The sequence below is a fragment of the Pseudomonas sp. Irchel s3b2 genome, from assembly GCF_900187445.1.
Taxonomy (GTDB): Bacteria; Pseudomonadota; Gammaproteobacteria; order Pseudomonadales; family Pseudomonadaceae; genus Aquipseudomonas.
This window is the reverse complement of sequence record NZ_FYEB01000019.1, coordinates 43,424-57,518: the sequence shown is the minus strand read 5'-3', so window position 1 is coordinate 57,518 and position 14,095 is coordinate 43,424. Positions and strand designations below refer to the sequence as shown.

The window sequence follows — 14,095 nt, the reverse complement described above, 5'->3', positions numbered from 1 at the left end:
GGAATGCTGGTTTGGCCGGAGCTTGCGCCCGCAGCCATTCACCAATGAGAACGGATGAGGTCTTGAAATAATTAGTCGCCAGGCTAGAGCGCCAGCAGGCTTGAGGTCGGTAGGTGAGTCAGTGTGTCGCATTTCTCACTCTGCTCTTTTGTGACGCATTAATTCTCTTTCTCAATTGACAATCATTATCATTCAGCCTAATTTGTCGCTCGATGTGTAGGACGACTCCGATCCCCTGTCGTCCCACGACCCTATTTGCAGCTAGGTGATTTCCAATGACGGAACAAGTATCCACAAGCAGGTGCGATTCACCGTTACTTCAGGCCTTCGTCGACAACCGACTGATTCTGGTCAAGATTGCCGCCCGCATCACCGGCTGCCGATCCCGCGCCGAAGACGTGGTGCAGGATGCGTTCTTCCGGCTGCAATCGGCGCCGCAGATCACCTCGTCAATCAAGGCGCAGCTCAGTTACCTGTTCCAGATCGTGCGCAACCTGGCGATCGATCATTACCGTAAACAAGCGCTGGAGCAGAAGTACTCGGGCCCGGAAGAGGAAGGTCTGAACGTGGTGATTCAGGGCGCTTCGCCGGAAACCTCGCACATGAATTTCTCGACCCTGGAAAACATTGCCGATGCGCTGACGGAGCTGCCCAGCCGCACCCGTTATGCCTTCGAGATGTACCGCCTGCACGGCGTGCCGCAAAAAGATATCGCCAAGGAACTCGGCGTCTCGCCAACCCTGGTGAACTTCATGATTCGTGATGCGCTGGTGCATTGCCGCAAGGTGTCGGGCAATCGTGCGGATACCTTTGCGCGCCGTTAAAAGCTTCGCGGGCAAGCCACGCTCCTACAAGGGGAATGCGATTCCCTGTAGGAGCGTGGCTTGCCCGCGAAGACTGACTCAAGACCGCAACAGACCTTGAGCCTTACGCATCAAGCCAACGAACACCGATCAAAAAACCGCTCACGCCCCAGCATCATCAGCGCCGCGCGCTTATGCGGGAAGTCGAACTCTTTTTCGCAGTGGAAACACTGATTGTGCATATGCCCGATCATCTTCGCGTTGTCGGCGCGAGGCTCGGCGACTACTCGTTGAGTGCGCGGATCATCGAGAAACAGGTAATGCACCAGCGCCGATAGCCAGCTCGCCACCTTGTGCGGGCCGCGGTGATGTTCTTCGCCCACCAGCATGTGAACGCCACGGTCGTAATCGTCGGCGTCATAGAACGGCGCAATGCGATCTTCCTTGGCCCAATAGGCTTCGAAATAGGCAAATGGCTGATCATCGAAGCAACCGATCAGCGTCAGGGTGTGCGGGTCGGCTTCGAGCTTGCTCAGGTATTCCCGATGCTTCTCGAGACTGCCCTCCTCTTGCCAGAAACTCGCCACCCGCGGGCTGTTCTGCCAGCGATTGAAACGCGCCAGGTCATGCTCGATTTCTACCGTGCGCAGGGAGACCCATGCACCGAGTCGCGCATCGTAGCGTCGATACACTTCACCACGGGGTTTCGGCGCACGTGATGGGTGGCGCTTACCGTCACTGATGACCATTTGCTGCGGATAAGCGCCAGTGCGCGTCGCACCCAGCCAAGGCTGGGGCAATTGCCAGAACAGCGTGCGCTCACAACGATACTGGCCGGTGACTTCGGTCGCGATCAACAACCCGCTGAGCAAGGTTTCGGCAGGCACATCATCGAGGTGCCAGGTCAGACGCTGACAAACCGGATCACGGGCAAACAGCCAATAGCAGGCCGCCCAGAATGCCTGACCGTCAGGACGGCCGAAGCGCTCCTCCAGCCGCAGCTTCAATTCCGGCTCGCGGGTCAGGCGCAGTTCGATCAACGGTTGCCCCTGCAGGCTGAGGCTCAGGCGGCTGGCAGTTTCATCGGCTACAAGACAATTGCCTGACGGCAAGGCCAGGGTGGTCAGGTCATTCAGATTGGACATGGGTCAGGCTCACGGTAATCGTCGACAGTTCAACGATGTGACGTGGGCCGGGGCAGTAAATTTAAGCGTGATCGCCAATGACACAACCCATGGCGCGATTCAGGGGTTGCCCACTGGCACTACGGCAATCTTGTATGGATCGAAAATCTTCAGCATCTGGCCGTTATTTCTCAATCCCTGCAGCAACTTGCCAAATGCGTCGCCAGTTATTGGCGCCTGCGGGCGGATCAGCGCGTAATGGTGATAGACCTGATCGATGCGCTGGGACACCAACAATTGCTCGCCGACCTTCTGGTTACGCAGCAGGTAATCGCTCAGGTAGGAACGTGTCACCAAGGCAATGTCCGCTCGTGCGCGCAGCACCATCAGCAAATTGCTGTCATGGGAATAGGTCAACGTGGCCTTGTAGGAGTCGGCCAGGTACTTGGGATCGGCATTGAAATTGGCAAACTCGTAGTGATAGCCGCTGTACAGCGCCAGGCGCTTGCCCGTCAGTTCCTTGAAGTAATTCTCATCGCGATCGGGTTTCTTCTGCGCGACAAAGATTTCTGCGTCTTCCAGGCCCATGTCGACGAGGGTATGCGGGATGTTCTTCCAGCCCCAGTCCGGGTTCTCGAAAATCGCCATGTCGACCCGACCTTCCTTGAAGTCATTGAAACGTCGAGGAATCGAGGTAGGCACCAGTACAAATTGATAGTCGCTTTGTAACCGATTCAGTGCTTCCACCAATTGCGGCAACAGACCGGTGTCGGCACCGGACTCCGGGCGCACGGTATAGGGTGGAAAATGCGCGGCACCGACCCGCACCAACTGTGCGGCCTGAGACGGCAACACCCAGCACACTGCAAGCGCCGCCAGCAAAAGCCGCGACGCCGTTCGAATTGGCGAAGACATCAAAACAGCCCACTCCCCAAAAAATATTCATCAATGCATACAAGCTAGGCGGTTTCGCCGACTTAGCCAGTTTCTTGCCGAGATAGACGGCTCACTGCCGTTCTTCAAGCACCAGAATCAACGCCTCATCGGCCAATTGATCGAGGCTCATGCTGCCATCGGCACGAAACCAGGTGGTGGTCCAGGACAACGCGCCCGTCAGGAAACGGCGGGTGATGAACACGTCACCACGAATAAAACCGGCGTCCTTGGCTTCGCCCAGTACTTGCAACCAGATGTCTTCATAAATATCACGCAGCGCCAGAACCTGCGCCTGGCCTTCCGCTGACAGCGAACGCCACTCATACACCAGCACCGCCATGGCCTCACCACTGCCCCCCATGATCGACTGCAATTCGCAGCGAATCAGCGCCAGAACCCGCTCGCGCACACTGCCGGCCTCGGCCAGGGCTGCACGCATTAACGCGGTGTTGTAGCGAATGGTCTCTTCCATCACTGCCCGCAGGATCTCATCCTTGCTTTTGAAGTGATGAAAAATACTGCCTGATTGAATGCCGACCGCACCGGCCAGATCGCGCACGGTGGTACGTTCATAACCTTTATTACGAAACAGGTGAGCGGCCACTTGCAGCAGTTTGCCGCGGGCGCTGTCCGGGTCGGTCAATTGGCCGCTGTCGACCAATTCGCGCATCACCCTCAGGGCTTTTTGCTCGTCCACCCGTTCTCTCCTACAGTCGATCAATCAATTGCGCCGCTGGCCGCTAAAACAGCGGGGTTGCGCGGGCAATTTAAGCTGGCGGGGGCGACCAAGCAAGCGCTTGGGCAGAAGATATTTCAGTCGTTTACAAACCAAGCGCTTGCTTGGTAGTCTCGAAGCACTTCTGTCGGAGGTGGTTATGGAATTGGCTGCGCTCAAAACAATCCGCATCGGTTGCGCCAGCGCATTCTGGGGCGACACCTCGACCGCCGCCGAGCAACTGGTGAACGGCGGGCGGCTGGATTACCTGGTGTTCGATTATCTGGCCGAGATCACGATGTCGATCATGGCCGGGGCACGGATGAAAGATCCGTCGGCCGGCTACGCCAGCGACTTCATCGAAGTCCTCAGCCCCCTCCTCAACCAGCTCGCGGAACAGAAAATCCGCGTCATCAGCAATGCCGGCGGCGTCAATCCGCAGGCGTGTGCCGCTGCCCTGCAGGCGGCCTGCAACAAGGCCGGGGTGACGTTGAAGATCGCTGTGCTGTCGGGTGATGATTTGCAACCACAGTTCAAGCACCTGAGCAGCCTTGGCCTCCACGAGATGTTCAGTGGCGCGCCACTGCCGCCGATGTGCGTATCGACCAACGCCTACCTCGGCGCGCCGGGCATCGTCGAAGCCCTGCGTCTGGGCGCCGACATTGTGATTACCGGGCGCGTGGTCGACAGCGCTGTGGTCAGCGCCGCGCTGGTGCATGAGTTCGGCTGGTCGTGGCACGACTACGACAAACTCGCCCAGGCTGCATTGGCCGGGCACCTCATTGAATGTGGTGCCCAATGCACCGGCGGCAATTTCACCGATTGGCATGACGTGCCCGATTACGAACACATCGGTTTTCCGATCATCGAAGTCAGCGCCGACAGCCAGTTTATCGTCAGCAAACCCGACGGTTCCGGCGGCCTGGTCACGCCCCTGAGCGTGGGCGAGCAGATGCTTTATGAAATAGGCGATCCGCAGGCCTATTTGCTGCCTGACGTGGTGTGTGATTTCAGTCAGGTCAAACTCGTGCAACAAGGCAAAAACGCGGTGCAGGTGCATGGCGCAAAAGGCTTGCCGCCGTCCGGTCAATACAAGGTCAGCGCCACGTATCCGGACGGTTTCCGCTGCACCGCCAGTTGTCTGATCGCCGGGATCGATGCCGTGGCCAAGGCCCGACGGGTCAGCCAGGCGATCATCAACAAGACCTCGGAAATGTTCAGCCAGCGCGGCTGGGCGCCCTACAGCGAAGTGAACATCGAACTGCTAGGAAGCGAAGCCACATATGGCCCCCACGGCCAGCGCCAAGACAGCCGCGAAGTAGTGATCAAACTCGCCGTGCGCCACCCAAGCAAACAGGCCTTGATTCTGTTTTCCCGGGAAATCGCCCAGGCCGCCACCGGCATGGCGCCAGGATTGACCGGGATCGTCGGCGGGCGGCCGACGGTGTACCCGCTGATGCGGCTGTTTTCATTCCTGATCGACAAAACTGCCTGCACCCTGGAAATCGACCTCGCCGGTGAGCGCCATCCGTGCGCCCTGCCCGCCCTCGATGTACTCGACCCGGCTGACTTGCCACTACCGTTCGACCCGCCGCAACCCACAGAACGCGCCGATGCCAGCGTGGCCCTGATCAAACTCGCCGTGGCGCGCTCCGGCGACAAGGGTAATCACAGCAACATTGGCGTCATGGCCCGCCATCCCGACTACCTGCCGTGGATCGCCGAAGCGCTGACACCTGAGGTGATGGTCGACTGGATGAGCCATGTCCTCGATCCGATCCACGGGCGTGTCGAACGCTGGTATTTACCCGGCACTCAGAGCTTTAATTTTCTTCTGGAGAACGCGCTCGGCGGCGGTGGCGTGGCCAGCCTGCGGATCGATCCGCAAGGCAAGGCATTCGCTCAACAACTGCTGGAGATCCAGATTCCGGTGCCGCAGCGTATCGCCGATCAGGTCAACTAGAGGACCGTCGCCATGGCTTATGACTCGATTTACAAACCCGACCTGTTCGCTGGCCAAAACATCATCGTCACCGGCGGCGGCAGCGGTATCGGTCGTTGCACCGCCCACGAGCTCGCCGCTCTCGGCGCGCAGGTGCTGCTGGTGGGGCGTAATGCCGAGAAACTGAAAAAGGTTGCCGCTGAAATCACCGAAGACGGCGGTAAAGCCAGTTGGCAGGTCTGCGATATCCGCGATGAAGACTCCGTCACGCAATTGGTCAGCGAATTGATCCGCAAACACGGGCCGATTCATGGGCTGGTCAACAATGCCGGCGGGCAGTATCCCTCTCCGCTGGCGTCGATCAATCAAAAAGGTTTCGAAACTATATTGCGCACTAACCTGGTAGGCGGTTTTCTGATGGCCCGAGAGGTGTTCAATCAATCCATGAGCAAGCACGGCGGCGCCATCGTCAACATGCTCGCTGACATGTGGGGCGGCATGCCCGGCATGGGCCACTCGGGCGCGGCGCGCTCGGGTATGGACAACTTCACCAAGACCGCTGCATTTGAATGGGGCTACGCCGGGGTGCGGGTCAACGCCGTCGCGCCGGGCTGGGTCGCCTCCAGCGGCATGGACACCTATGAAGGTGCGTTCCGGGCCGTGATCCCGACCCTGTGCGAACACGTGCCACTCAAGCGCATTGGCACCGAATCGGAAATCAGCGCGGCGATTGTTTTCCTGCTCAGCCCGGCAGCCGCGTTTGTCAGCGGCAGCACGTTGCGCATCGACGGTGCCGCCAGCCTCGGCGGACGGGCCTGGCCGATGCACAAGGCGCAGAACAGTCACTCGTACAACGGCTTTCACCGCGCCTATTTGCCCGAGGTACTTAAACCCGACGTGTCCAAACCAGACGAGCCCAAGGACAAGGAATAACCCATGCCGGTCATCCAGTCCCAGGTAGACCCGTTCAGCGAACCGTTCGCTCGCAATCGGGCGGCCATGCTGGCCGGCATCGAGCAGGTCCGTCAGCTCGAACAGAACTTGCTGAGCAAAGCCGCCGAAGCCAAGCCCAGGTTCGACAAGCGCGGGCAACTGCTGCCCCGTGAACGCCTTAATCTATTGCTCGACCCCGGCGCGCCGTTCCTCGAACTGGCGAGCCTGGCCGGCTACAAGCTGCACGACGACAAGGACGGAAGTTCGGCTGGAGGCGGTTTGATCGCCGGAATCGGTTATGTGTCCGGCGCACGGGTGCTGGTGGTGGCGAACAACAGCGCGATCAAGGGCGGAACCATTTCTCCCAGTGGTTTGAAAAAGTCTCTGCGCCTGCAACAGATCGCCATGGAAAACAAACTGCCGGTAATCACCCTCGCCGAAAGCGGCGGCGCCAACCTCAATTACGCGGCGGAGATTTTCGTCGAAGGCGCGCGCAGCTTTGCCAATCAGGCACGGATGTCAGCCATGGGCCTGCCGCAAATCACCGTGGTCCATGGCTCGGCGACGGCGGGCGGTGCTTATCAGCCGGGATTGTCGGATTACGTGGTGGTGGTGCGCGGCAAGGCCAAGCTGTTTCTCGCCGGGCCGCCGCTGCTCAAGGCCGCCACCGGTGAAGTCGCCACCGATGAAGAATTGGGTGGCGCCGAGATGCACGCGCAAACCGCCGGCACCGCCGAATACCTGGCCGAGAACGATGCCGATGGCGTGCGCCTGGTACGCGAAATCATGAGTCTGTTGCGGTGGAACGATCAGTTGCCATGGTTACCCGAACGTCGCTGGGAAGAACCGCTCTACCCCATCGACGAACTGCTGGGTCTGATCCCGGATGACCCGAAAAAACCCTACGACGTGCGCGAAATCATCGCCCGGATTGCCGACGCTTCGAACTTCCTCGAATTCAAGGGCGAGTTCGACCAGCAAACAATCTGCGGGCATTTGCAGATCCTGGGTCGCGCCTGCGGCTTCATCGGCAACAACGGCCCGATTACGCCCAAAGGTGCGAGTAAGGCTGCACAGTTCATTCAGCTCTGCGACCAGAGCCAGACGCCCCTGCTGTTTTTCCACAACACCACCGGTTTCATGGTCGGCACCGAGTCGGAACAGCAAGGCGTGATCAAACACGGCGCCAAAATGATTCAAGCGGTGGCCAATGCCCGGGTGCCTAAATTGACGATCGTCGTCGGCGGCTCTTACGGCGCCGGCAACTACGCGATGTGCGGCCGCGGCCTCGACCCGCGCTTCATCTTCGCCTGGCCCAACAGCCGCACCGCCGTGATGGGCGGCGCCCAGGCCGGCAAAGTATTGCGGATCGTCACCGAAGCCAAACAGCTCAAGGACGGGGTGGTGCCCGACCCGAAAATGCTCGACATGCTGGAACAGGTCACCGCGCAGAAACTCGACAGCCAGTCCACCGCGCTGTATGGCAGCGCCAATCTGTGGGACGACGGGCTGATCGATCCGCGGGATACCCGCACGTTGCTCGGGTATTTGCTGGATATCTGTCATGAGGCCGAGGTTCGTTCGCTGCAATCCAACAGTTTCGGCGTCGCCCGTTTTTGATGACGCGGAGCGTCTAAGGCTGCATTCCCACGCAGAGCGTGGGAACGATCACAGGAGAACAATAAAAAATGATCTTCACCCAGGAACACGAAGCACTGCGCCGCACCGTCCGCCAATTCGTCGATCACGAGATCAATCCTCACGTCGATGAATGGGAAAAGGCCGGGCGCTTTCCGATCCATGAGATCTTCCGCAAGGCGGGCGACCTCGGTCTGCTGGGGATTTCCAAACCGGAAAAATTCGGCGGCATGGGGCTCGATTACAGCTATTCGATTGTGGCCGCCGAAGAATTCGGCACCATCCATTGCGGCGGTATTCCGATGTCCATCGGCGTGCAGACCGACATGTGCACCCCGGCCCTGGCGCGATTCGGCTCCGATGAACTGCGCGAAGAATTCCTGCGGCCGGCGATCACTGGCGAGCAGGTCGGCTGTATCGGCGTCTCCGAAGTCGGTGCCGGCTCCGATGTAGCAGGTTTGAAAACCAACGCCCGCAAGGACGGCGACGACTACGTGATCAACGGCAGCAAGATGTGGATCACCAACTCGCCGAGCGCCGACTTCATTTGCCTGCTGGCCAACACCTCGGATGACAAACCGCACATCAACAAGTCGCTGATCATGGTGCCGATGAACAGCCCCGGGATCAGTCTCAGCTCGCACCTGGACAAGCTCGGCATGCGCAGCTCGGAAACCGCCCAGATATTCTTCGACAACGTGCGCGTGCCGCAACGCAATCGCATCGGCCATGAAGGTGCGGGGTTCATGATGCAGATGCTGCAGTTCCAGGAAGAACGATTGTTCGGCGCGGCGAACATGATCAAAGGCCTGGAGTACTGCGTCGACAGCACCATCGAATACTGCAAGGAGCGCAAAACCTTCGGCAATGCGCTGATCGACAACCAGGTCATCCATTTCCGCCTGGCCGAATTGCAAACTGAAATCGAATGCCTGCGGGCGCTGGTCTATCAGGCCACCGAGCAATACATCAAAGGCCAGGACGTCACCCGTCTGGCGTCGATGGCCAAACTCAAGGCCGGGAGACTGGGCCGGGAAGTCAGCGACAGTTGCCTGCAATATTGGGGCGGCATGGGCTTCATGTGGGATAACCCGGTGGCGCGGGCTTACCGCGATGTGCGGCTGGTGTCGATCGGCGGCGGTGCCGACGAAATCATGCTGGGGATCATCTGCAAACTCATGGGCATCCTGCCGGGGAAAAACAAATGAACACCCTTCCCGTTTGCCAGACCCTGTTGCTCGAACGGCATAACGGCGTGCTGCACATCACCCTCAATCGTCCCGACAGCCGTAATGCCATGAGCTTGCAGATGGTCGCCGAGCTGCGTGCGGTGCTGGCGGCGGTGCGGGATGACCGGCAGGTTCGCGCGCTGGTGATCGGCGGTGCCGGCGGGCATTTTTGTGCCGGTGCCGACATCAAGGACATGGCCAATGCCCGCGCTCAAGGCCCGACCGCCTACCGCGAATTGAACCGTGCATTCGGCGCCTTGCTGGAAGAAACCCAGCACGCGCCGCAAGTGGTCATCACCGTGCTGCAAGGCGCGGTGCTTGGCGGCGGTTTCGGTCTGGCCTGCGTCAGCGACATCGCGATGGCCGATCATCAGGCGCAATTCGGTCTGCCGGAGACCAGCCTCGGCCTGTTGCCGGCGCAGATCGCGCCGTTCGTGGTGCAGCGCATTGGTCTGACCCAGGCCCGTCGACTGGCCCTGACCGCCGCACGGTTCGATGGCACCCAGGCACGACGGATGGGGCTGGTGCATTTTGTCGAGCATGATCCGCAAGCCTTGGCCGAGCGCCTCGATGAAGTGCTGGCCCATGTGTTGTGTTGCGCGCCGGGGGCGAATGCGGCGACCAAAAAACTGTTGCTGGCGAGTGCGGGGCAACTTTCCGATGGCCTGCTGGATCAGGCGGCCGAATGGTTCAGCGAAGCGGTGACCGGGGCCGAAGGCGTCGAGGGGACGATGGCTTTTGTGCAAAAGCGTAAACCGGGGTGGGCCATTTAAGAGCTTAGCGGGCAAGCCTCGCTCCTACGGACTGCGTGATACCCCTGTAGGAGCGAGGCTTGCCCGCGAAGAGGCCATCACATTCACCGCAATAAAATGGAAACATCCTATGCCCGCCTTCAGCAAAATCCTGATCGCCAACCGCGGTGAAATCGCCTGCCGCATCCAGCGCACCGCGCAAGCACTGGGCTACCGCACCGTCGCCGTGTTCAGCAATGCCGACGCCGATGCCTTGCATGTGCAGATGGCCGACGAAGCCGTGAACATCGGCCCAGCCCCGGTGCAGCAGTCTTATCTGAACATCCCGGCAATCATCGACGCCGCCCGGCGCACTGGTGCTGATGCCATCCACCCCGGTTACGGCTTTCTCTCGGAAAACGCAGAATTCGCCCTCGCCTGCCAACAGGCCGGCATCATCTTCATCGGCCCGAGCCCCGAAGCCATCGAACTGATGGGCAGCAAACGTCTGTCGAAACTCGCCATGATCAAAGCGGGCGTGCCCTGCATCAAGGGCTATCAGGGCAGCGAGCAGGACGACGCGACCCTGAGCCGCGAAGCCGAGCGCATCGGCTACCCGCTGATGATCAAGGCCAGCGCTGGCGGTGGTGGTCGTGGCATGCGCCTGGTGCACAGCGCTGCAGAATTGCTGGAGCAAATCCGCACCGCGCGCTCCGAGGCGCTGCACGGATTTGGCAGCGGCGAACTGATCCTCGAGCAAGCGTTGATCGACCCGCGTCACGTCGAGCTTCAGGTGTTCGGCGATCAGCACGGCAACCTGATCTACCTCGGCGAGCGCGACTGTTCGATCCAGCGCCGCCACCAGAAAATCATCGAAGAAGCGCCTTGCCCGATAATGACCGCCGAGTTGCGCCAGGCCATGGGCGAGGCGGCGCTCAAGGCGGGTCGCGCGGTGAATTACGTCGGCGCAGGCACCGTGGAATTCCTGCTGGATGCTCGCGGGCGGTTCTACTTCCTGGAGATGAACACCCGGCTGCAAGTGGAACATCCGGTGACAGAGCTGATCACCGGCCTCGATCTGGTGGCCTGGCAGTTACACGTCGCCGAAGGGTTGCCATTGCCGTTGCGACAGGAGCAGGTGCAGCTCAACGGGCATGCCATGGAGGTGCGCCTGTACGCCGAAGATCCAGCCCAGGGATTTCTGCCGCAAACCGGACGAATCGCAGCCTGGGAGCCTGCATTGCAGGGCGGTGTGCGGATCGACCATGGCCTGCTCGAAGGCCAGTCTGTCAGCCCGTTCTATGACCCGATGCTGGGCAAGCTCATCGCCCACGGCGCCACCCGCGAAGAAGCCCGACGCAAATTACTGCGGGCGGTGCAGGACAGCGTGTTGCTGGGCGTGCAAAGCAATCAGCGCTTGCTCGCCAGCCTGCTGGAACATCCGCAGTTCATCAGCGGCGAGTTCAGCACCGGGTTTATCCCCACATACTTCGCCGATCATCCCTGCTTGCATCCCCATGTGCCGAGCGCCGAAGAACTGGCCATCGCCGCGGCGCTGTTTTATCAAGCTTCAGCGCAGGCTCATCGCGTCCCGCTGGCCGGTTGGCGCAACAACGCCAGCGTGCCTTTGCACTATCGAATTGGCCTGGAGGATCAGGCTTGGCCGGTGGAATTGAACGCTGAGCCTGGCAAACCCTACCGTGCTCAGGTCGGCACTCGTGCCCTCGAACTGAAGGTCATCGGGTGCGACGGACGCTGGGCCACCCTGGAAATCGACGGCATCCGCCAACGCCATGCCTACCGCCTCGAAGCCGGGCAACTCTGGTTATTCATGCGCCCCGGCAGCCTGCGGCTGGTCGATCGGACCCAGGCGCTGGTCAGCGGACAGGTCAGTGTCAGTTCCGGCACGCTCAAGGCGCCGATGGACGGGGCAATTGTCGATGTATTGGTCAGTGAGGGCAGCACGGTCAGCAAAGGTCAGCTGCTGGTGGTGCTCGAAGCGATGAAAATGGAGCATCCGCTCAAATCGGGTATCGATGGAGTGCTCAAACGCTTGCAGGTCAGAGTCGGCGACCAGGTCAAAAATCGTCAGATTTTGTTAGAGGTCGAATAAGCCGCTAGGCGGATCCGCCGGGTTTGGCTACGCTCAAGCCCTATCAGGACGCGGATACCAGGAACCCTGCGATGCCTCACTGGTTGGTCATTGATCTGGAAGCCACCACCGATGAGGGTGGCTGGCCAGTAACGGAAATGGAAATCATCGAAATCGGTGCCACCCTCGTGGACCGCAAGGGCCAGGAACTGGATCACTTCCAGTGCTTCGTGCGCCCGTTGCGCCGGCCCTTGCTGACGCCTTTTTGCCGGGAACTGACCCACATCACCCAGGCCAATATCGATGTCGCACAGCCGCTCACCGACGTCTGGCCGTTGTTCGAACGCTGGCTCGGCCAACATCACGCGGGGCTGGAAGGCTGGGCCAGTTGGGGCGATTACGACCGCAAACAACTGCTTCAGGACTGGCAGCGTCTGCGACTCGACAGCGCCCTGAGCCGGGTGCCGCACATGAACCTCAAGCAACGCTTCGCCAAGGCTTGTCGGCTCGAGCGCCCGCTGAACCTCAATGGAGCCTTGCAACTGGCGGGCCTGCAGTTCAACGGTCAGCAGCATCGGGCACTGGAAGACGCGCGCAATACTGCGCGTTTGTTACCGCTGATTTTCCCCGCCAATCCTTGAGTGCAGGAGGTGACGCCTCTCGACACCTTGTGCATACTGGCCGGCCCTTTTTAGCCCTTTTCGAGGAACCGCCCATGTTTAAAGTCAACGAGTACTTCGACGGCACCGTCAAGTCGATCGCCTTTGGTACCGCTGAAGGTCCGGCGACCATCGGCGTCATGGCACCGGGCGAATACGAATTCGGCACTGCCCAGCGTGAAATCATGCACGTGGTGTCCGGCGCCCTGACCGTCAAACTGCCTGACAGTGACAACTGGGAAACCTTCGCCGCCGGCAGCCAGTTCAATGTGCCCGCCAACAGCAAGTTCCAGCTGAAAGTGGCTGTCGACACCGCTTACCTGTGCGAATACCGCGGCTAAATCCCTGGGTGTTCACTGCGACAAAAAAATGCCCGTGTCCAAGGACACGGGCATTTTTTCATTTTGAAGGGCTTTTATTCGAGGATCGTCACCGACATACCGACTTCCAGGCGGCCGTTACCGTCGTTGACCAGATTCTGTCCAAACATCGCGCCGTCGGCCTCTGTGCGGTATTTCTGCAATGTGGCCAGCGGTTCACGATCTTCGCTGCGTTCGCCGGTCTGCGGGTCGATGGTGGTCAGAATGCAGCGTGAACAGGACTTGACCACACGGAACTCGACATCGCCAATGCGAATGCGCTTCCAGCTATCTTCGGCATACGCTTCACTGCCCTCGATCACCAGATTGGGCCGGAAGCGCAACATTTCCAGTGGTCGCCCGACCTTGCTCGACAAGTCTTCCAGCGACGCCTGACCAATCAGCAACAACGGAAAGCCGTCGGCAAAAGCCACCTGATCATCGTCCTTGCCATAGCCGGCCTGGGTGGTTCGCGCGCGATCAAGCGGCACTTGCACCAGGCGCGTCGGCTTGCCGATGAACTCACTGACCCAGGCACCCGCCGCATCGCCCGCATCGGGAACACGCAAGGTGTCGCGCCAGATGGTCACGCCGCGCAGATCGGCATCGCTATCAGGCAACGCAATATCGATCGGTGAATAGTCCGGAGCACTGAGGGTCAAGCCGCCGTCGGCATTCCACAACGCCGACAGCTGACTCATTTTCGCGACCGCGCGTTGGGTCAGAAAGCGCCCACTGGCTTCGTCCACCAGCATCCAGCGTCGATCGCCATCCAGTCCCAGTTTGTCCAGGCTGACCTGATTGAGGGTCTCGCCCTTGCCGGATTTCAACGGAAAACGATAAAGCGCGCTCAGACGCAGCATGGCCAACTCCCTGGTGGATAAAAACGCCACCCTATACGAGCTTGATTACCGAATCAAAGACCTGTTGAGAG

At 60.1% G+C, this 14,095-nt stretch carries 13 protein-coding genes; 9 read left to right on the top strand and 4 right to left on the bottom strand.

Features of this window, described 5'->3' with window-relative positions:
• Positions 1-275 precede the first annotated feature (275 nt).
• Positions 276-824, top strand: coding sequence for an RNA polymerase factor sigma-70 (locus CKW20_RS26420; protein WP_007894994.1), 549 nt, complete (start codon positions 276-278; stop codon positions 822-824).
• A 110-nt stretch (positions 825-934) separates the two neighbouring features.
• On the opposite strand, the gene CKW20_RS26415 is transcribed toward CKW20_RS26420, so the two are convergent.
• From CKW20_RS26415 to CKW20_RS26405, 3 genes are all read right to left on the bottom strand, one after another.
• Positions 935-1,948 (bottom strand): GNAT family N-acetyltransferase, encoded by a 1,014-nt coding sequence (locus tag CKW20_RS26415; RefSeq protein ID WP_095055503.1) that lies wholly within the window; start codon positions 1,946-1,948, stop codon positions 935-937.
• A 99-nt stretch (positions 1,949-2,047) separates the two neighbouring features.
• On the bottom strand, positions 2,048-2,842 hold the full coding sequence (locus CKW20_RS26410; RefSeq protein ID WP_095055502.1) for an ABC transporter substrate-binding protein: 795 nt from the start codon (positions 2,840-2,842) through the stop codon (positions 2,048-2,050).
• 91 nt (positions 2,843-2,933) lie between these two features.
• Positions 2,934-3,560 (bottom strand): TetR/AcrR family transcriptional regulator, encoded by a 627-nt coding sequence (locus tag CKW20_RS26405; protein ID WP_038982266.1) that lies wholly within the window; start codon positions 3,558-3,560, stop codon positions 2,934-2,936.
• 178 nt (positions 3,561-3,738) lie between these two features.
• Between CKW20_RS26405 and CKW20_RS26400 the strand changes: the two genes are divergently transcribed.
• The 8 genes from CKW20_RS26400 to CKW20_RS26365 all read left to right on the top strand — a co-directional run bounded on the left by CKW20_RS26400 (position 3,739) and on the right by CKW20_RS26365 (position 13,143).
• Positions 3,739-5,541 carry an acyclic terpene utilization AtuA family protein gene (locus tag CKW20_RS26400; protein ID WP_095055501.1) on the top strand — a complete coding sequence of 601 codons (1,803 nt, stop codon included), beginning with the start codon at positions 3,739-3,741 and terminating at the stop codon, positions 5,539-5,541.
• Positions 5,542-5,553: 12 nt separating this feature from the next.
• Positions 5,554-6,453, top strand: a complete 900-nt coding sequence (locus CKW20_RS26395) for an SDR family oxidoreductase (protein WP_095055500.1) — start codon at positions 5,554-5,556, stop codon at positions 6,451-6,453.
• 3 nt (positions 6,454-6,456) lie between these two features.
• Positions 6,457-8,073, top strand: a complete 1,617-nt coding sequence (gene atuC, locus CKW20_RS26390; protein WP_095055499.1) for a geranyl-CoA carboxylase subunit beta — start codon at positions 6,457-6,459, stop codon at positions 8,071-8,073.
• Positions 8,074-8,141: 68 nt separating this feature from the next.
• Positions 8,142-9,299, top strand: a complete 1,158-nt coding sequence (atuD, locus tag CKW20_RS26385; protein ID WP_095055498.1) for a citronellyl-CoA dehydrogenase — start codon at positions 8,142-8,144, stop codon at positions 9,297-9,299.
• Positions 9,296-10,093: an enoyl-CoA hydratase/isomerase family protein gene (locus tag CKW20_RS26380; RefSeq protein ID WP_095055497.1), complete on the top strand. Its 798-nt coding sequence runs from the start codon at positions 9,296-9,298 to the stop codon at positions 10,091-10,093. The genes atuD and CKW20_RS26380 overlap by 4 nt, the downstream gene beginning before the upstream one ends.
• Positions 10,094-10,202: 109 nt before the next feature.
• Positions 10,203-12,164 carry an acetyl/propionyl/methylcrotonyl-CoA carboxylase subunit alpha gene (locus CKW20_RS26375; RefSeq protein ID WP_095055496.1) on the top strand — a complete coding sequence of 654 codons (1,962 nt, stop codon included), beginning with the start codon at positions 10,203-10,205 and terminating at the stop codon, positions 12,162-12,164.
• 71 nt (positions 12,165-12,235) lie between these two features.
• Complete coding sequence (locus tag CKW20_RS26370) at positions 12,236-12,784, top strand: exonuclease domain-containing protein (RefSeq protein WP_095055495.1); 549 nt, start codon at positions 12,236-12,238, stop codon at positions 12,782-12,784.
• 74 nt (positions 12,785-12,858) lie between these two features.
• Positions 12,859-13,143, top strand: coding sequence for a pyrimidine/purine nucleoside phosphorylase (locus CKW20_RS26365; RefSeq protein WP_095055494.1), 285 nt, complete (start codon positions 12,859-12,861; stop codon positions 13,141-13,143).
• Positions 13,144-13,217: 74 nt separating this feature from the next.
• On the opposite strand, the gene CKW20_RS26360 is transcribed toward CKW20_RS26365, so the two are convergent.
• A complete protein-coding gene (locus CKW20_RS26360; protein ID WP_095055493.1) occupies positions 13,218-14,024 on the bottom strand; it encodes an MOSC domain-containing protein in 807 nt (268 codons plus the stop codon).
• Positions 14,025-14,095 lie beyond the last annotated feature (71 nt).

Coding starts and splice junctions, on each gene's coding strand:
- CKW20_RS26360 (WP_095055493.1), bottom strand. CDS start 14,024: ATGCTGCGTCTGAGCGCGCTTTATCGTTTTCCGTTGAAATCCGGCAAG.
- atuD (WP_095055498.1), top strand. CDS start 8,142: ATGATCTTCACCCAGGAACACGAAGCACTGCGCCGCACCGTCCGCCAA.
- CKW20_RS26410 (WP_095055502.1), bottom strand. CDS start 2,842: ATGTCTTCGCCAATTCGAACGGCGTCGCGGCTTTTGCTGGCGGCGCTT.
- CKW20_RS26395 (WP_095055500.1), top strand. CDS start 5,554: ATGGCTTATGACTCGATTTACAAACCCGACCTGTTCGCTGGCCAAAAC.
- CKW20_RS26365 (WP_095055494.1), top strand. CDS start 12,859: ATGTTTAAAGTCAACGAGTACTTCGACGGCACCGTCAAGTCGATCGCC.
- CKW20_RS26420 (WP_007894994.1), top strand. CDS start 276: ATGACGGAACAAGTATCCACAAGCAGGTGCGATTCACCGTTACTTCAG.
- CKW20_RS26375 (WP_095055496.1), top strand. CDS start 10,203: ATGCCCGCCTTCAGCAAAATCCTGATCGCCAACCGCGGTGAAATCGCC.
- atuC (WP_095055499.1), top strand. CDS start 6,457: ATGCCGGTCATCCAGTCCCAGGTAGACCCGTTCAGCGAACCGTTCGCT.
- CKW20_RS26380 (WP_095055497.1), top strand. CDS start 9,296: ATGAACACCCTTCCCGTTTGCCAGACCCTGTTGCTCGAACGGCATAAC.
- CKW20_RS26370 (WP_095055495.1), top strand. CDS start 12,236: ATGCCTCACTGGTTGGTCATTGATCTGGAAGCCACCACCGATGAGGGT.
- CKW20_RS26400 (WP_095055501.1), top strand. CDS start 3,739: ATGGAATTGGCTGCGCTCAAAACAATCCGCATCGGTTGCGCCAGCGCA.
- CKW20_RS26415 (WP_095055503.1), bottom strand. CDS start 1,948: ATGTCCAATCTGAATGACCTGACCACCCTGGCCTTGCCGTCAGGCAAT.